Origin of the sequence: Litorivivens lipolytica, assembly GCF_014191715.1 — a bacterium.
GTDB lineage: Bacteria > Pseudomonadota > Gammaproteobacteria > Pseudomonadales > Spongiibacteraceae > Litorivivens > Litorivivens lipolytica.
The window spans coordinates 543848-561411 of the sequence record NZ_JACHWY010000001.1 but is presented as its reverse complement, the minus strand read 5'-3'; the positions used below and the strand labels follow the sequence as shown (position 1 = coordinate 561411).

At 56.0% G+C, this 17564-nt stretch carries 14 protein-coding genes; 9 read left to right on the top strand and 5 right to left on the bottom strand.

Annotated features, from left to right (window positions below):
- Nucleotides 1-2: 2 nt before the first annotated feature.
- The 3 genes from yajC to FHR99_RS02545 form a co-directional block, all read right to left on the bottom strand.
- A complete protein-coding gene (yajC, locus tag FHR99_RS02555; RefSeq protein ID WP_183408984.1) occupies nt 3-338 on the bottom strand; it encodes a preprotein translocase subunit YajC in 336 nt (111 codons plus the stop codon).
- 105 nt (nt 339-443) lie between these two features.
- Nucleotides 444-1187 (bottom strand): SDR family NAD(P)-dependent oxidoreductase, encoded by a 744-nt coding sequence (locus tag FHR99_RS02550; RefSeq protein ID WP_183408983.1) that lies wholly within the window; start codon nt 1185-1187, stop codon nt 444-446.
- Between the two features lie 77 nt (nt 1188-1264).
- Entirely contained in the window at nt 1265-1789 is a 525-nt protein-coding gene (locus tag FHR99_RS02545; protein ID WP_183408982.1) for an AhpC/TSA family protein, read from the bottom strand.
- 163 nt (nt 1790-1952) lie between these two features.
- Here FHR99_RS02545 and FHR99_RS02540 point away from each other — a divergent pair, with 163 nt between their 5' ends.
- The 9 genes from FHR99_RS02540 to FHR99_RS02500 all read left to right on the top strand — a co-directional run bounded on the left by FHR99_RS02540 (nt 1953) and on the right by FHR99_RS02500 (nt 13337).
- Nucleotides 1953-3107, top strand: coding sequence for an autotransporter outer membrane beta-barrel domain-containing protein (locus FHR99_RS02540; protein WP_183408981.1), 1155 nt, complete (start codon nt 1953-1955; stop codon nt 3105-3107).
- Nucleotides 3108-3236: 129 nt separating this feature from the next.
- The gene (locus FHR99_RS02535; protein WP_183408980.1) at nt 3237-4931 is read left to right on the top strand and encodes a caspase family protein; all 1695 of its coding nucleotides are present in this window, start codon (nt 3237-3239) and stop codon (nt 4929-4931) included.
- A gap of 57 nt (nt 4932-4988) precedes the next feature.
- On the top strand, nt 4989-6167 hold the full coding sequence (locus tag FHR99_RS02530) for an autotransporter outer membrane beta-barrel domain-containing protein (protein WP_183408978.1): 1179 nt from the start codon (nt 4989-4991) through the stop codon (nt 6165-6167).
- Nucleotides 6148-6939: an alpha/beta hydrolase gene (locus FHR99_RS02525; RefSeq protein ID WP_183408976.1), complete on the top strand. Its 792-nt coding sequence runs from the start codon at nt 6148-6150 to the stop codon at nt 6937-6939. Before FHR99_RS02530 ends, FHR99_RS02525 begins: the two co-directional genes overlap by 20 nt.
- A 15-nt stretch (nt 6940-6954) precedes the next feature.
- The gene (locus tag FHR99_RS02520) at nt 6955-8388 is read left to right on the top strand and encodes a serine/threonine-protein kinase (RefSeq protein WP_183408974.1); all 1434 of its coding nucleotides are present in this window, start codon (nt 6955-6957) and stop codon (nt 8386-8388) included.
- A gap of 123 nt (nt 8389-8511) precedes the next feature.
- The gene (locus tag FHR99_RS02515) at nt 8512-10215 is read left to right on the top strand and encodes a class I adenylate-forming enzyme family protein (RefSeq protein ID WP_183408972.1); all 1704 of its coding nucleotides are present in this window, start codon (nt 8512-8514) and stop codon (nt 10213-10215) included.
- Nucleotides 10208-11710 carry an acyl-CoA carboxylase subunit beta gene (locus tag FHR99_RS02510; protein WP_246386443.1) on the top strand — a complete coding sequence of 501 codons (1503 nt, stop codon included), beginning with the start codon at nt 10208-10210 and terminating at the stop codon, nt 11708-11710. Before FHR99_RS02515 ends, FHR99_RS02510 begins: the two co-directional genes overlap by 8 nt.
- Before the next feature lie 21 nt (nt 11711-11731).
- Nucleotides 11732-12913 carry a formate-dependent phosphoribosylglycinamide formyltransferase gene (gene purT, locus FHR99_RS02505; RefSeq protein ID WP_183408970.1) on the top strand — a complete coding sequence of 394 codons (1182 nt, stop codon included), beginning with the start codon at nt 11732-11734 and terminating at the stop codon, nt 12911-12913.
- A 19-nt stretch (nt 12914-12932) separates the two neighbouring features.
- Nucleotides 12933-13337 (top strand): YkvA family protein, encoded by a 405-nt coding sequence (locus FHR99_RS02500; protein ID WP_183408968.1) that lies wholly within the window; start codon nt 12933-12935, stop codon nt 13335-13337.
- On the opposite strand, the gene FHR99_RS02495 is transcribed toward FHR99_RS02500, so the two are convergent.
- Nucleotides 13327-16449, bottom strand: a complete 3123-nt coding sequence (locus FHR99_RS02495) for an efflux RND transporter permease subunit (RefSeq protein ID WP_183408966.1) — start codon at nt 16447-16449, stop codon at nt 13327-13329. The two genes, FHR99_RS02500 and FHR99_RS02495, sit on opposite strands and share 11 nt — an antisense overlap.
- Complete coding sequence (locus FHR99_RS02490) at nt 16446-17513, bottom strand: efflux RND transporter periplasmic adaptor subunit (protein WP_183408965.1); 1068 nt, start codon at nt 17511-17513, stop codon at nt 16446-16448. The genes FHR99_RS02495 and FHR99_RS02490 overlap by 4 nt, the downstream gene beginning before the upstream one ends.
- Nucleotides 17514-17564 lie beyond the last annotated feature (51 nt).

The following is a 17564-nucleotide window of genomic DNA, read 5'->3' as shown; positions in this document are numbered from 1 at the left end:
GATCAGATCGCTTTAATCGTGCCCTTGGGGAGAACGGCGCTGATCATAACGCGCTGAAACTTGAGCTCCATATTGTCGGCCACTTGCAAGACAACGTAGCTGTCATCGAGGCGCACGACTTTGCCCAAAATACCGCCGCTGGTGACCACCTCATCGCCCTTACCCAAAGCAGCGACCATTTCCGCGTGTTCTTTCTGACGTTTGCGCTGAGGACGGATAGCCAGGAAATAAAACAGCACAAACAGCAGCACCAAAAAGCCCAACTGAAACATTTCGCCACCGGGAGGTGGCGGTGAACCGGCGCTTTGCGCATGGGCCTGGGAGATAAAAAAACTCATCGCTAATCCTTAAAAATCAATAGGTTGTTGATCACTCTTTAGGAGCCATCTGATTGTAATTCAAACGAGTCCGTCATTGTAATCCATATTGAGCGGAAAGCGAGACTAGCCGGCACTGACCCCGCCATCCAGCGGCAGCGCCACCCCGTTGAGATGCCTGGCATCATTCGACGCCAGAAACAGCACCGAATTAGCCACATCTTCGGCTTCTGCCATTTCGGTCAGCGGCATATAGCGCGCCATCAAATTGAAATCCACGTCTTCCGGCGCGGAAAAGTTTTTCACCAGATCCGTCTGCACGCCACCCGGACAGATGGCATTGCAGCGCACACCTTGCTTGGCATATTCCAGTGCGATGGATTTGGTCAGCATCACCACGGCGCTTTTCGTGGCGCAATAGGCGGTAGTATAGGCCTGCCCCATCAAGCCCGCGATCGAGGCCATATTGATGATGTTGCCCTTTTGCTCAATCAGGTGAGGCATCGCCGCACGCGACAGGTAGACCACACTGGATATATTCACGCCGACAATCTTGTCCCACTGCTCGTCAGTAAGTTCGTGGAAGTGATGGGTCATGGCAATTCCTGCGATATTGCAGAGCACGTCCAGTTGCCCAAACGCTTCGACCGCCTCTGCTACCGCCGCCCGACAATCCGCTGATGAAGTAACATCCAGCAAGCGGGTTGCCACCTTGCCCGGCAAGTCTTTGCCAACAGCTTCCAGCCCCTGACCATTGATATCACAGAGAAACAGGTTTGCGCCCTCTGCCGCAAAGGACTGCGCAGCTGCCCGACCAATGCCTGAAGCCGCACCGGTAATGAATACTGTTTTGCCGGAAAATCGTCCCATGGAAAACCCTCTCTTATATAAAGTCGCACCCTAGCACGCGGCGAGCACCGCACCATCCGCTATTTGGATCAGATGCTCTAGTTACAGAATTGATTGATCGCTGCCAGCACCTTGTCATCCCCCGGCAGATCACCAGAATCCCGCTGGGCGTAGCGATAGAGAACCTTGAGGTCCGATGATAGTAGAACGACACCCCCCAGCTGCCTGACGTCCTTTCCGGGGCGGCGCACATCGCTCATCCGCCGCACAGCCTTAAGTGGATGACGCAACATTGGGCCGAGCGTTACCTGCCACCAGGAACCTCGCGGCAGTGATAACTCCCGATATAGCGACGCATCGGGGTTGGCATACACCGGAAAGCTGAGCTCCAGTTCCTGCTCCAGCGAGAGCGCATCCCCCCCTTCTCCCTGGCAAATACCAACAACCTTGCAACGGCCAGCCGGGATCTCGTTCAGCATGCCCTCGGTCACGACCAAATGCTCTCTACAAAGGGGGCAGCCACTGTGCCGCAGCAACACCAATAGTGTCGGTTCTCCTCCTGTGGCTTCCCGAAGCGCTGTTTTGACATCACCCCGAAACAGGGCAATACCGTCTAAACTCATAAAGCTATTCCTCTTGGTAAGCCACTAAAGTGGGCATAACTCTCAACAATCAGTAGCATGCCTCAACAAACTCAGCGCCAGTGCTAAAATTAAAGTAATAAAAACGCGGTTCTCATTAAAAAGACAAAAAACCGCATTCTGACGCCTCTAACAGGGACCTTGTATGAATCGCAGTATCTGTTGTCGCTTGATCGCACTCGCTATGTTGATCTTTGACCCATTTGCTATAGCGGATCATGAAGACAATCTGATCAGCGTCCATGATGACAACATTACGCTGGTCAATGACCTCATAGTGATTGGCGGTCAATCCGGAAATGGCCGCTGCGGGCAGGCGGACTGCCCCAGCATTGCATCACTGAGTTCGGTTGGCAAAGGCACCAGCAAAGCCGTTGGCGCGCTCGGAGGACGCATCGATCAGGCGCGCGGCTCGAGCAACAAACAATTTTCTATCATTTCACGCTTACCTAAAAAAGGTGGTTCTGCAGGTGCCGATTCAGGCGATTTCAGCCCTTGGTCGCCCTTTCTGGTGGCTGACACCAGCGATACCGACCACCGCCAGACGGAGCGAACGCAAGCCTATAATCAAGATACCCATATCGGAATGCTCGGCATGGATTTTCGCGCAAGACGAAACCTGATCATTGGAGCAACCGTCAACCACATGCGATCGGAAACGGTTATTGCCGAACAAGGTGGAAGCGCCGATAGCGATACCAATATTTTGGGTATCCACACATCAAGTTACTGGGGCAACACCTTCGTCGACGGTTTAATTACCCATGGTGAAATCGATATAGATTTGGTTCGAAACTCGAGCACAGGCAGTTATGCCACTGAAACAGAGGGCAAATTCCACTCAGCGGAAGTCACAGTAGGTCATTTTTTTGGCAGTGAGCAAGTCACGCTCACGCCATCTCTCAGGGCATTCCATATACGAGGTGAACTGGACGATTTCGAGGAGACCGCGCTGATCGGCGGTGGCGGTGCATTGGCTTATAACACCCAGCATTTCGAGTCCTTAAACCTGCGCGCTGCCCTGCAATTCGACTATGTATTTCTCACTGATTTCGGAACGGTGACGCCCAGACTATACGTCGCTTACTACCACGAATTCAGCGACGCCCAAGCCGCCGGCACCAAGTCCGGATTGAAGCAATTCAGTGACAAGCCGGAACAAAACTATGGCGCAGCCCGTTTTAGCCTTGCACTGCAACTCCCACGAGGGGTTGCTGCCTTTGTCAGCCTCGAGCGCGCTTTTGAGCACTATCAGATGGATCAGGAAAGCCTCGCGCTGGGTTGCCGTGTCGAGTTGTAAGACATCTTTTCAAAACAGCGTGACGGTAACCGCTCTTGATACCTCTGCGGATATGGACCAATATTTAACCAGTCGGTGTGTATATTTCCTCACCGCGGCAACCAAACTAAAACGAAAATAGGTGGCGCCATGAAGCTGAACCATTTTGGCATACGCAGCCTCGCAACCGGGTGTTTGGCAAGATGGAGTGCCGCAGGATTCGCCGGCCTGCTGCTAAGTGCCTGCACCGCAACCAATCCTCAAACCGGCTCGGCGCCTTCACAGGAAGAACTCATCTCGGGAATGCATGTGGTGGATTGCCTGTTGCCGGGCCAGGTACGCAGTCTAGGTAACCAAACCTACCTCACCGCCCGCCGCCCCATCAAAACCACCGCCTCTGATTGCAATATCCGCGGTGGCGAATACGTCGCCTATGACCGAGCCGACTACAAATCCGCCCTCCGCGTCTGGATGCCCGCCGCCAAGGCCGGCGATGCCGAGGCTCAGGTCAATGTTGGGGAGATTTTTGAAAAGGGTCTAGGCACCGAGCCCAATTATGAAGCCGCCGCCATCTGGTATCAGAAAGCGGCCGATCAGGGCAATGAGCGTGGGCTTTTTAATCTGGGCACGCTCTATGAACAGGGTCTCGGGGTTGAGGCAAATAAGCTGAAAGCGCTTAACCTTTACCGTCAGGCCTGGGGTCTGCCCGAAGACAGCGTGATCTTTCAGGAAACTGCCCGCCAGGAGCAGGAAGCCCTGCGCGCCAGTTTACAGCAGGAGCTGAGCGCCAAAGAAACCCAGGTTCGATTGCTGAAAAAGCAAATTGACAGTTTGCAGCAAAAACTCAAGAGTGCGGGCAATCAGGCATCTTCGGAATCCACGGCCCAGCGCGATTTGAGAGTCGAGCTTGAATCACTGCAGCAATTGGTGGCCAGTTTGCAAAGCTCGCAGCAGGAAGTGGCCACCCAGCTCGCCGCGATTCCCGAAGGGCCGAAACTGAGAACGGCCACCGCCACGCGCCCCTCTGCGATGGTGGCTACCAAATCCTCCACCACAGAAGCCGTTACCCCGCTGATGATTGGCGATCTGAATTTCGGCCGCTACTACGCGCTGATTATTGGCAACCGTCAGTACCAGTCCCTCACCAACCTCGACACGCCCTGGAATGACGCCAGGGAGTTGGGCCGCATACTCAAGGATATGTACGGCTTTCAGGTAGAAATGCTGCTGGATGCGGATCGCTTTTCCATCATGAAATCGATCAACGATCTGCACGAGAAACTAGGCCCCAACGATAATCTGCTGATTTATTACGCGGGCCACGGCAACCTGATCGATGTGGGCGATCGCAACACCGGCTACTGGCTACCAGTCAATGCGGACCCGCCGCCCAACGATGCCTTCTGGGTGCCCAATGAGTTTGTAACCAACCATCTGGGCCGGCTGGAAGCCAAACGCGTATTGGTGGTGGCTGATTCCTGCTACGGTGGATTGCTCTCCAACTCACCCGGCCACCTGTTCTTCGGCAACAGCGCCAAAACCAATAAGCTGGAATACATCCGCTATAAGCTGCCCCGCAAATCGCGCTTGCTGCTCTCCTCCGGCGGTGACAAACCGGTTATCGACAGCGGCGGTCAAGGGCACTCTGTGTTTGCCCGCGAACTGATCGAGACACTGCGCAATAACACGGAGGTGCTATCAGCACCGGATTTGTTCTCGGCAATCAAACAGCCCGTGGCCAGCCGGGCTCTAGCCAATAACTTTAAGCAGGAGCCGGTGTATAAGAGCATTAAAGGGGCCGGGCACGAAGTTGGTGATTTTTTCTTCGTGCCGAGGGCCCAATAAGGGAATTGATTTTTTTACATGGGGAAACTGTCTATTTGGGCAGCTTAGGGGAATCAGATGAAAAAGCTATTAAAAATGAGCGCAACGGCCAGCTGTGCACTGCTGCTTGCCGGGCAGGGCTTTGCTGATCACAAGGAATGCGGTACCAGCGGTGAGTATGTTGGTCCCAACGAACCAAATAATCAGGAGTTCACAACTGAACAGGATGTTGCGACTGCACGCGTCAGCGAGGAGCCGCAATTTGTCGAACGCACCGAGTGCGCAGACCAGACCGGCAGCTCAACCCGCGAACAAACCACCGATTTTGTCGGTAGTTTGAATGACCGTATCACTCAGGCCCGGGGCAGTTTTGGCAGCAAACGCAACCGCACCGCATCACTCGGCCAGCCCAAAGGCGGCGCTGCCAGTGCCGACGGAATCGGTGATGACGGCCGCTGGTCGCCTTTTGTGGTGTTGGATAGCAGTGATTCTGACCGCCGCGCGACCACCATCAGTCGCGCTTATGAACAGGACGCCGACATACTGGTGCTAGGCGCCGACTATCGCTGGACGGACGATATCATTGCCGGCGCAACATTGAGCTACCTAAGTTCTGAAACCGACTATGATGACCAATCGGGCGAAGTCGAATCTGAGAGTATTATTTTGGGCTTTCACGCTTCTAAATACTGGGGTGAGACTTACCTCGACGCCCTGCTAAGCTACGGCCAGCTTGATCTGGATATCGAACGCTCTTCCGGGTTTAGTGAGTTCGACAGCTCCACCGACGGAGCCTTTCATTCGGCCGAAGTGGCCTTTGGGCATATGTTCAGCCATCGAAGCTGGACCATCACCCCCAGCGTTCGCCTGCTGAACGTTCGCGGTGAAATCGATGGCTATACGGAAGATGTCGTCAGTGGCAGCGGCGCCATCACCTATGAAGACCAGAAATTCGATTCCCTGAATGCCCGCGCGGCAATCCAGGCCGACTATGTGCTTCTGGCAGACTGGGGTGTTCTGATTCCAAGCCTGTACTTCGCCTTTCACCATGAATTCGCTGAAGCCGATGCCGTGGTCACCAATAACGGGCTGCGCCAATTCGGTGATGATCCCGTCAGCAACTACCGGGCTGGTCGCATAAATCTCGCCGCTCAGTTCAAGCGAGGCTTCTCGGGTTTTATCACTTACGAGCGACTGATCGACCATGAACTGCTTGATCGCGACACAGTGGTAATCGGTGCCCGCGTCGAGCTATAAAACTCTTCTGATACTGGCTGCCACACTGTTGGCAGCCTGCACTTCTCTGACCGATCAGGCCAAGGGATTCGCTCGCGAACACGGGATGCGCAGCGACGCCATTGCCGGTGAACCTTTCACCCATCAGACATTCTATAAAACCGGCAAAGCTGTCGATCGACTTCATATTTATATTGAAGGTGACGGCAGGCCCTGGCTGCGCGGCCACTTGATCGCCGACGATCCGACCCCCAAGACACCGCTCGCGCTGGAGCTGATGGCCCGCTCTCCCTACACCTCGCTCTATCTGGGCCGGCCCTGCTATTTTGGCTACGCAAAGCAGCCCCCCTGCGAACCGCGTTATTGGACGTCCGCGCGCTATAGTGAGGCAGTTGTAAACAGTCTTGCGGTTGCAATACAGCAGATTCGGGAACCGAATCAAAAACTGCTATTAATCGGCTACAGCGGTGGCGGCACACTGGCCACCCTGCTCGCACAGCGTCTTACCGGCGATATAAAGGTTGTAACCATCGCGGCCAATCTAGACACGCTGGAATGGTCTGAACTCCACGGCTATTGGCCCTTATCAGAGTCACTGAACCCGATGGTTCAAGCCACGCCGCCCCAACTCGTCCACACGCATCTGGCGGGCGGACACGACAGTGTCGTGCCGCTGGCGATCATTCGCCGCTTCAGCAAGCAACACGGTGGCACCTTAAGAGAATTCGAAGACTACGATCATGTTTGCTGCTGGCGTGAAAACTGGCCCGACATATTGAACAACGTGCTGTAACGATCCGGAGAACGCATGAACGACAAAGATAAAACCGAGTTGGCAAAGACCGAAGTTTCTTCGGCCGAGGACAAAACCGAGGTCGCCGGCGGCGCGCCGACTCAACTATCTGCAGATACTACGGAGGTCAGCACCAACCCGGCAAAAACCCACCTGAGTCCTATTGCCCCCCAAGATGAAAGCGATGTCGCCACCGACACCCTGGCCAAGATGCAGCCGGGTTTTACGCTGAAGGAACGGTTTCAGTTAGGCCAGAAACTCGGCCAGGGTGGGATGGGCGCGGTATTTCGTGCCAAAGACTTGCGCCGGGTAGAAGCCGGTCACAGCGACCCAACAGTGGCGATCAAGGTGATTACCGGCGACTTCGCCAAGGATTCGCGCGCCTTCATCGCCCTTCAGCGCGAGACAGACAAATCACAGACACTCGCCCATCCCAATATCATCACTGTTTACGACTTTGACCGAGACGATGCCATCTTCTTTATGACGATGGAATCGCTGACCGGGTGCACGCTGGATCAGTACGTTATCAGCGATGCGGAGCGCGCCGAGCGTGTTGCCTACATTACGGATCTCGCGAACGCGATTGCCTACGCCCACAAGCGCAATATCGTTCATTCGGATCTCAAACCTGCCAATATCTTCATTACTGACAACAACACGCTAAAAGTGCTCGACTTCGGTATCGCGCGCGCCTATTCCGCGATTGAAGGTGACAAAACCCAGGCAGACCCGGACGAAATCTCGGGCCTGACCCCCACCTACGCCAGCTATGAGATGTTTGAGCGGCAACCACCTCACCCCGCCGACGATGTTTACGCACTGGGGCTGATCGCTTACGAAATGCTCACCGGCAAGCACCCCTTTGACCGCAAGAGTGCGCCGCGGGCGGAATCTACCGGCCTGAAGCCCCAGCGCATCAAAGGGCTCCCCGGTTACCAATGGAAAGCCATTGCCAAAGCGCTGGAGTTTCGTCGGGAAGACCGCTGGCAGGATGCGGGAGAATTCCTGCGGCAATTCAAAGGCGCCGGACGTCGTGTCAAACAACTGTCACTGACTCTGCTTGTGGCGATTGTCGGGTTTTCTACCTATCTGCTGTTTTTTCAACCCGAAGCCGGCCCTGATGTCCCCTTTGAAGCGCTGCCTCCCGCGACTCAGGAACAGGTGCTGCGCAACCTGAATGACGGGCGCCAGGCAATGTCCTTTGGCGACTACAACGGCGCCCTGTTCTACCTTGATAAGGCCTATGAGCTTCATCCGCGTAACCCCGACGTGATGGAGGCCATAACCGCCATGCTCGAGGAAATTCTCGCGAATATGCCATCCTCTGATGACCCAGAAGAGAGGGCCTTTTACCGACAGCAGCTCAACGAATTGCTCAAATACCCCTCATTGAGCCAGAACCCGCAATTGCTCGAGCTGCAAAAATCCCTGTCAGACTCGACCTGAAGGATCGGGGGTAAGCCATTCGAATGAGCCACCCCCTTCCACCCTAGACCCGAGGCAGGCAATCCCGATACCATCGGTAAATTGCCTGTTTTAAATCAATTTTCAGCCTCAGGACACCTCGCAATGACGGATATTGTTGCCCGCCTTAACGAATGCGCCAGCCAACTGATGCAGCCCGGCTCTCCCTTTGAAATCGGCCAGCAGACGATCAACGGCACCGAATTTACGGTCTACAAAAACGCGCCAACAACAGTCAAGGACATGCTCGACGCCGGCCGTGCTCACGGCGACGCTGTTTTTATCGTTTACGAAGGTGAGCAGCTTAGTTTCAACGAGTTTTTCCGTCAGGCCGACGCCCTCGCTCACCAGCTGGTAGACCGCCACGGGATTGAAAAAGGTGACCGCGTCGCGATTGCCATGCGCAACTACCCGGAGTGGATGATCGCCTTTACCGCCGTGGTATCGCTGGGCGCGATCGTGGTTCCCTTGAACTCGTGGGGTCAGCGAGCTGAACTGGAATACGGACTGAGCGATTCCGGCGCCCGGGTAGTGGTCTGCGACGAACAGCGCTATCGCTTTATTGACGATCTGCTGCCAACCATGAACGTGCAAGCGGTGGTTGCCCGAGCCACGGGCGACCTTGGCAGCAATGCAGTGCATTATGCGGATTTTATCGCAGGCGGCCTGGGCAAGCCCTGCCCGGTCTTCTCCTGTGAAGCCGAAGACCCGGTCATGATCATGTATACCTCCGGGACCACCGGAAAACCCAAAGGTGTCCTCAGCAACCATCGCAATATTGTGCAGGCTCTAACCAACTTTGAATTTCACGCGGCCTGCTCCGCCATGGCCAATCCCAAAGCCATCGAGCATATGATGACCTGCGGCCACGCACCGAAATCGCTGCTCGCGGTCCCCCTCTTCCACGTCTCCGGCTGCCACGCCCAATTTCTGCTGACGCTGCGCGGCGGGCGCTGCATTGTCATGATGTACAAGTGGGATCCAGGCGAAGCACTGAGACTGATTGAGAAAGAAAAAATCACCATATTCAGTGGCGCACCGTCCATGGTGATGGATCTATTGGAGCATCCGGACTTTGATAAAACCGACACCTCCAGCCTCTATACACTCAGTGGCGGTGGCGCGGCTTCCCCGCCTAAACTGAACCGGCTGCTGGAAGAAAAAGTCACCAATTTCTACGCTGGTGCCGGTTACGGCATGACCGAATCCAACGCCACCTGCTCCAACTGCACGGGCGAAGCCTTTCTCTACAAACCTCGCAGCTCCGGCACAATTTCGCCCATAGTTGAGCTCAAGACCGTCGACGAAAACGGCAAGGATCTGCCCCGAGGAGAAAAAGGTGAAATCTGGCTGAAATCGCCCACCAATGTCAGCGAATACTGGGAGAAGCCCGAAGCTACTGCCGAGACTTTCCACCAAGGCTGGATTGCTACTGGAGACATCGGTTACATCGACGACGAAAATTTTGTCTTTATCGTCGATCGCGCCAAAGACATGATTATTCGCGGTGGCGAAAATATCGCTGCAGGAGAAATCGAAGCCTGCCTGTTGGAAATGGCCGAAGTCCATGAAGTCGCAGCCTTTGGTGTACCCCACGAAAAGCTCGGAGAAGAACTGGCAGTAGCCATTACACCGCAACCCGGTGCGACCGTGAGCGAACAGGCCGTTCAAGCTTATGTGAAATCCAAGCTGGCCGGCTTCAAAGTACCCACCTATGTGTGGGTGCGTGAAGAAGAACTGCCGCGCAATGCCACCGGCAAGATTCTGAAAAAACAGTTGCAAGCTGACTATCTGAAACAGCATGGCTGATAAGCAAATCCCCGCAGACTGGGCTGAACTGCTGGCGGATTTTCACCGTCGGCAGACAGCCGGTCGCGCCATGGGCAGCCCGGAAAAACTCGCTGCCCGCAAAGAGTCCGGCCGTTTAAACGTTCGCGAAATCATCGATGAACTGCTTGATCAAGACAGCTTCTTCGAACTGGGCACGCTGGTCGGCGGCGTTAGCTATCACGGTGAAACGCCCTTGCCCAGCGATGGCATCGTCGGCGGATTAGGCCGAATAGACGGTCGTCCGGTGGTGGTGGCCTGCGAGGATTTCACCATCAAAGGCGGGTCTATCGGTCACAGCGGCAATGCCAGGCGAGTACGCTATGCTCGCCTCGCCGCGCAGGAAAAGATTCCCTATATCCTGCTGTTGGACGGCGCCGGCGCTCGGGCGACCAATGCCTTGGAGCGCCATCCCTACGCTCCCAATGACATGATTGAAATCGCCCGGCTCAATGCCATCGCGCCCACCATTGCCGGTGTAATCGGCTCCAGTGCCGGGCACGGTGCTATTAGCGGCCTGCTGATGGACTTTGTGTTGATGACCCGCCAATCAACCTTGTTTGCGGCCGGGCCACCGCTGGTTGCCGCCGCGACCGGCGAGAAGGTCACCAAGGAAGAGCTCGGCCCCGCTGAGATGCACACCTCCGTCAGTGGCAACGCCCATAATCTCGTCGAAAACGATCAGGATCTGTGCGCTCAGATACGGCGCATTTTGTCTTACCTGCCAGCCAATAGCGGTGAAGCGGCACCGATCTCAGCGTCAGATGAAAATGACGACCTCGGACCGCGCCGCCTTGACGACATTCTCCGCGTCATTCCACGCAATACCCAAACACCCTATGACGTGCGCAAGGTCATCCACGCGGTCTGCGACCATGACTCCTTCTTCGAAATTCAGCCGAACTATGGTCGCTCCATGGTGACCGGGCTGGCCCGCCTCGGCGGCAAGCCTCTACTGGTCGTCGCCAATCAACCCAATGTACTGGCGGGAACCATTACCGCCGAGGGTGCCAATAAAGCCGCGCATTTAATTGATATGGCCGATCGCTTCAATCTGCCCGCCCTGTTTCTGGCGGACAACCCCGGAGTTATGTCCGGCACCCAGGCAGAGCGCGCCGGCACGCTACGCAGCGCTGCCGCCATGTTTCGGGCCCAGACCCGCTTCCGCCATCCCAAACTGCACGTGACCCTGCGCAAGGCGTTTGGTTTTGGCAGCTCGCTGATGGCCATGAATCCCTTCGATGGCCAGACACTCAGTATTGGCCTGCCCGGCGTGATGCTGGGCGGTATGCCCACGCGAGGCGGCGATCAGGCAGCGCGTATGGACGAAGAGACTGCCCGCAAAATGCAGGCGTTGGAAGCCAATGCCTCATGGAGTGTCGCCGACAATATGGCCTTTGATGAAATCATCGACCCGCGAGACTTGCGCAATGCCCTGTTAACAGGCTTGAATAGCGCCAGAAAACCGCAGCTCTGATTTCATTCATAAGGATTGCTCATGACAATGATCGGCACGCCCTTCTCGGACACGGCCACACGGGTACTGATGCTTGGCTCCGGTGAGTTGGGCAAGGAAGTGGTACTTGAACTGCAACGCCTGGGCTGCGAGGTTATCGCCGCCGATCGCTACGACAATGCACCCGCCATGCAGGTAGCCGACCGCTCCTACACCCTCTCCATGCTGGACGGGGATGCACTGGAAGCCGTCGTGCGCAAGGAATCCCCCCACCTGATCGTGCCCGAAATTGAAGCCATCGCCACCGATCGACTGGTGAAGTTGGAAGAGGAAGGTTTTACCGTCATCCCTTCTGCCCGCGCTGCCCAATTGACCATGAACCGCGAAGGCATTCGCCGTCTTGCAGCTGAAGAGCTCGGCCTGGCGACCTCGCCGTTCCGCTTTGCTGATAATGAAAGTGACTATAAGGCTGCGATTGAAGCTGTCGGATTGCCCTGCGTGGTAAAACCCATCATGAGTTCCTCGGGCAAAGGGCAATCACTGGTGCGAAAGGCCGAGGATATTGATCACGCTTGGAAATACGCCCAGGAAGGCGGACGCGCCGGTGCCGGCCGTGTGATCGTGGAAGGCTTTGTCGATTTTGATTATGAAATCACGTTACTCACCGTGCGTCATAGTGGCGGCGTCAGTTTCTGTGAGCCCATTGGCCACCGGCAGGAAGATGGAGACTATCAGGAATCCTGGCAACCGCAGGCCATGTCGGCGACGGCGCTGGAAAAAAGTCAGGAGATGGCGGCCAAGGTGACCGAAGCGCTTGGCGGCTGGGGCATCTTTGGGGTTGAACTCTTTATCAAAGGTGACGATGTCTTCTTTAGCGAAGTTTCACCGCGCCCCCACGACACCGGAATGGTCACGCTGATTTCTCAGGATTTATCCGAGTTTGCGCTGCACGCCCGCGCCATTCTCGGCCTGCCGATTCCCGTCATACGCCAGCGTGGTGCGTCTGCATCTGCTGTGCTGTTGGTCGAGGGCGATTCACAGCGCACACGTTTTGGTAACCTGAATCACGCCCTGCAGGCCCCGGATACGGATCTGCGTTTGTTTGGCAAGCCGGAAGTCAAAGGCAAACGACGCATGGGTGTGGCACTGGCCCGCGCTGAAACCACGGATACTGCCCGCGAAAAGGCCGCTGCAGTTATCGAGGCCATTACCGTCGAGTTGTAAACAGGGGAGACGTCAGCGTATGTCTAAAAAACGACTGGAACAGGATGCCGCCAAGGTTGAAAAAGCAGACGTCACCCGCCTTCTGTCACGTTGGCCAGCACTTCAGGAAAGGATTAAGTCCAGCGACAGGCTGCGGCCCTTTCTGGATGACATGGACACGGCCTACTCGCTGTTGCGCGATTACTCCACCCGCCGCTACCGGGAAATCCCCTGGGCCAGCATAGCGGCCATCGTCGCCGCCCTGCTCTACGTACTGAACCCACTGGATATGATTCCAGACCTGTTGCCGATCTTCGGTTTTATCGACGATGCCAGTATTCTGGCTTTGTGCTGGAGCATGGTACGCACTGATCTCGATAAATATCGGGCTTTTCTGCGCCAGCAATCAGAATCCTCAAGCAGCGAATCCTCCGCTACTGATTAACCACCAGCTTTTTCTGGCTATCGTCGTCTACCGAAACTTTTTCAAAGCGCTGATCCCGCTTTAGCAGGGTCAACAGGAAGGGTTTACGAAGCACCAGAAAAGCAGCCGGCACAAAATAGAGCGACAGAATCGTCGCCAGAACCGTGCCACCCGCCAGCACGATCGCAAAGGGTGGCCAGAAGCCCCCGCCCCCGAGAATCAGCGGTAACAAACCGGCAACAGTCGTGATCGTGGTCGAGGTGATATGGCGGGTACACTCACCCACCGAAGCAATAATCGCTTCGCGGTCTGCGGCCATGGCACGTGGGTTGGCCTTCAACTCCGTCAGAATAATAATCGCCGCGTTCACGGCCAGACCGATCAGGCCCATTAAGCCAACAATGGATGTAAAACCAAAGGGGAAGCCACTGAAAGACAGGCTCAGCATACCCAGCCCTGCCGCCTGGCCCGCCACAATAAAGATGACCAGCGTAAAGCGCAGTGAATTGAAGGCCATCAGCACTGCAACCACCATCAGCACCACAATCAGACTGACACTGGAAAGCAGCTTGGACAGCGCCTTGTCACGGTTTTCGCTTTCACCCCCGATCTGCATTTGCACACCGGCAGGCAACTCAAAGCCTTCGCGGTCCAGCGCCGCGCGAACGCGCCCAAGAACCACCGAGGGCAATACGCCATCGCGGATATAGATCTCCACTTTATTGACGCGCTGACCATCGCGCCGTGTTATCTGGGCCTGAGCTGGCCTCAATTCACTATCGGCAATGGCCATTAGCGGGCGCGGTCCCTTCGCCAGATTGATCGGCAACAGATCCAACTCATCAACGGCCACAGTAGAAATGCCAGCAACCCTGACGCGTACCGGCAACTGCTCGGTCGCCTCTAGCAGAGAACCCCGCTGAATACCGTTCAAGTCGGCCTGAAGTTTTGCGGAAAGATCGGTAGGAGCCGAACCACCCACCCGCGTTTTAACCGGGTCAACCTCCAACCAGACCTTGGGTACAACCTCTCCCAAGGAATCGCGAACATGGATAACGTCCTCGGTGCCAAGGGCAATGCGCCGAACTTCCTCGGCCACATCCTTGAGCTGTTCTATACGTGAACCCATCAGCCGCAGCTCAACCGGCGCATCCGCCGGCGGGCCCTGTTCGAGCCGGCGAACCAATACCTGATACTCTGGGAAACGGCGATCAATATCGCGCTGCAGGATTTTTACCAGACGATTCGCTGCGCGATAGTCAGTTGTCGTAATCATGGCCTGGGCGTAGTGCTGTGCGCCGTCCTTGCCCTGCTTCAGGTTGTAATAGAACGACGGTGCACTACTGCCGACAAACCAATTCAGCCCAATAATATCCTCGTGCGACCCCATCAACTCTGAGAGCCGTCTGGTCGCCTCCAGTGTCGATTCAATACCGGCAGAAGCAGGCAGAAACAGCTCCATATTCAACATGTCGCGGTCAGACACGGGAAAGAACTGCTCGGGCAATTTGCCCGCCTGAATAAAACCGAACAATGGCAGCAAGAAAATCAGCACCATGGTCAGCCGTGGCCTGCGCAGCGCATAGCCAAGCGTTCGATTAAACCACTGCCCGAGTTTCGGCGACTCCAGACCATGACTCTGTTTCGGCGACAACCAACGCCCCGCCAAAGGCGCGATAATAAACAGGGATATCAGCCACGAGCCGATAAGCGAGCCGATCACCGCCAGTGAAATACCGCCGATAAATTCACCCGCCGGCCCGGGCATCAACACCATGGGCATAAAGGCCAATACTGTGGTCAGCGTCGACCCCAGAAGCGGCACCCACAGATGGCGAAAGGTACGGCCGGCAGCCTGAACAACGCTGTAACCTTCCCGGCGATAACGCATCACCGTATCGGTCACTACAATGGCATTATCGACCATTATCCCAAGCGCAACGATCAAACCTGTCACCGACATTTGGTGAATCGGCAGGTCAATCAAACGCATGCAAGCCAGAGAGAACAAGGTCGTGAGAGGCAAGGCGGCGGCGACAATAATGGCCGAGCGCCAGCCCAGAGTGATCCACAGCACGCCCAAAATCAGCAGAAAGCCGATCGTGATGCTTTCCATAAGGTCGCCCAGGCGCATTTCATTGTAACGTTCCTGAACAAACAGCTCGTTGAGCGACACCTCTTTCGGAAGTCCGGCTCGAAAGTTGTCGGCCAGTTCGCGAATTTCTTCGGTCCAATAGTCACCGCGCACATCAAACAGCATCCGCACGGCAACAACCACCGCACGCTCGCCATCTACAAACGCATAGCTTCGCGCCGGATCAACTTCGTGCCGATAGACCTTGGCCACATCGCCCAGCTGCAGGGAAATACCGGTGTCTTCCGTCACCAGCGGCAGACGCCTAATATCGTCGATGCGAGTAAATGCGCCCGTGACTTCCAGCGACATCCGGTGGGATTCGTTGTGCAGTTCGCCGGAAGCGACCTTGGCATCCACTTCGGCAATACGGCGACTGACCGCATTGGCATCCAGCCCCAGTGACGCGATTTTCACCGGATCAATATCGACCCGCACTTCCTCCTGCGGCTGGCCGAAGATCTTGACCTGCGCAGTGCCGTGGGTGTTTACCATGCGGGAGGCCAGCTCACTGGCATGACGATTGAGCTGATCGATATCAATCTCATCGCCTTCCCACTGAAGGGCCGCAATCCAGGTAAAAGGATAGGACCGGTCATTATCGAGAACGGGGTCGGAAACCCCGTCCGGCAGCTGGCTGCGGGCCTGACGGATCTTGTCCCGGGCTTCAGACCACAACGCGTCAGACTCGTCACTGCTGACTGCGTCCTGAAGTTCAATCACCAGTGAAGCCACCCCTGCGCGGGCGGTGGCGGTCAAATGCTCGATCTCCGGAATTTCCCGCAATGCCTTTTCCAGAGGCTCAATCACCAAGGCCTCTACCCGTTCGGCGCTCGCACCGGGAAACTGCACCAGCACGGTTGCGTGGCGGTTGGTCATAAAGGGGTCTTCAATTCGCGGCAGATTCTGCAGCGCACCGAGTCCGGCCACCAATACCAGCGCAATCGCCAGACAGACGATGCGCGGATTGCCCAGTATTTTTTCCAGTCGCGTACTCATTGTTCAGCAACCTGCACTATCTGGCCTGCGGCGTAACGGTGTACCCCGTTGATCACAACCTGACTGCCGTCATCCAGTTCGCCCTCGACAAACACCCGGCCGCCCTCCTGATACAAGGGGCTGACGCTGCGCTTCTCGAGGGTGTTGTCCTGGTTAAGTGCAAATACCGACCAGGTGCCTCGATAGCCTTCCAGCAGCGAAGACAGCGGCAACCAAAAACCACGCTGATTGATCGTCTGATCGACCAGCATGTACACAATGCTGCCGTCAGCAATCGCAACGTCGGCGGGAAAGCGGATACGAACGGAATGCGTCAGGGTATTGGGGTTCACGGTTTGCGACACGGACACCACCGTCGCCTGGGTCTCACCGAAAAAGCCGCGGACAGTCACTTCGTCTACATTGCTTACCGCGCTGTACAAGACTTCCGGAATACCTATAACTGCTTCGGTGTCACCGATTTCAACTATTTCAAGGGCGGGCTGCCCCTCCTTGACCGTCACGCCGACATCGACTGATTTGGCGACAACTTCACCACTAAAGGGCGCTTTGAGGACGGATTTCTCCAGCCTCAATTCTACTGCACGGCGCTGAGCTTCGAGACGTTCTCGCTGGGCACGTAAAACCTTTCCCTGAGCGGTCAGGTCATCAATCGCCTGTTGCGCGGAGTAGCCCTTGGTTTTCAGGCTGCGTTGTCGTTCCAGATCACGGATGTTCTTGTTCAGGCTGGCGCGGTTTTCCACCAGAGCCGCATCGACCTCGGCGGCCTGGGCCTGTAGCAGACGGCTATCGAGACTGACCAGCACATCACCGGCAGCGACTTGCTGACCACTTTCAACCTCAACCGCCTCGACAGTGCCCGGCAATTCAAAAGCCAACGCCGAACGCTGAGCCGCCACGGCGCGGCCAGAAAAGCGGCGCTTGGCGATATAGCTGTCCTGATAGGCGATCTCGGCCACATTGACCGGGTGACGGTGGGCGGGTGCTGATTCAGCATTTGCCATTACCTGAGTGCACGATAGCCCCGCGCTCACCACTAGTGCCACCATGGCCGCTTTCAACACGATACATCCCCTGATCTGATCAATATTCAAGTGTGTATTTAACCTAGACTG

Bases quoted from the DNA above. Each gene is read 5' to 3' on its own strand.
- FHR99_RS02515 (WP_183408972.1), top strand. From the start codon at position 8,512: ATGACGGATATTGTTGCCCGCCTTAACGAATGCGCCAGCCAACTGATG.
- FHR99_RS02530 (WP_183408978.1), top strand. From the start codon at position 4,989: ATGAAAAAGCTATTAAAAATGAGCGCAACGGCCAGCTGTGCACTGCTG.
- yajC (WP_183408984.1), bottom strand. From the start codon at position 338: ATGAGTTTTTTTATCTCCCAGGCCCATGCGCAAAGCGCCGGTTCACCG.
- FHR99_RS02500 (WP_183408968.1), top strand. From the start codon at position 12,933: ATGTCTAAAAAACGACTGGAACAGGATGCCGCCAAGGTTGAAAAAGCA.
- FHR99_RS02510 (WP_246386443.1), top strand. From the start codon at position 10,208: ATGGCTGATAAGCAAATCCCCGCAGACTGGGCTGAACTGCTGGCGGAT.
- FHR99_RS02545 (WP_183408982.1), bottom strand. From the start codon at position 1,789: ATGAGTTTAGACGGTATTGCCCTGTTTCGGGGTGATGTCAAAACAGCG.
- FHR99_RS02540 (WP_183408981.1), top strand. From the start codon at position 1,953: ATGAATCGCAGTATCTGTTGTCGCTTGATCGCACTCGCTATGTTGATC.
- FHR99_RS02495 (WP_183408966.1), bottom strand. From the start codon at position 16,449: ATGAGTACGCGACTGGAAAAAATACTGGGCAATCCGCGCATCGTCTGT.
- FHR99_RS02520 (WP_183408974.1), top strand. From the start codon at position 6,955: ATGAACGACAAAGATAAAACCGAGTTGGCAAAGACCGAAGTTTCTTCG.
- FHR99_RS02550 (WP_183408983.1), bottom strand. From the start codon at position 1,187: ATGGGACGATTTTCCGGCAAAACAGTATTCATTACCGGTGCGGCTTCA.
- purT (WP_183408970.1), top strand. From the start codon at position 11,732: ATGACAATGATCGGCACGCCCTTCTCGGACACGGCCACACGGGTACTG.
- FHR99_RS02535 (WP_183408980.1), top strand. From the start codon at position 3,237: ATGAAGCTGAACCATTTTGGCATACGCAGCCTCGCAACCGGGTGTTTG.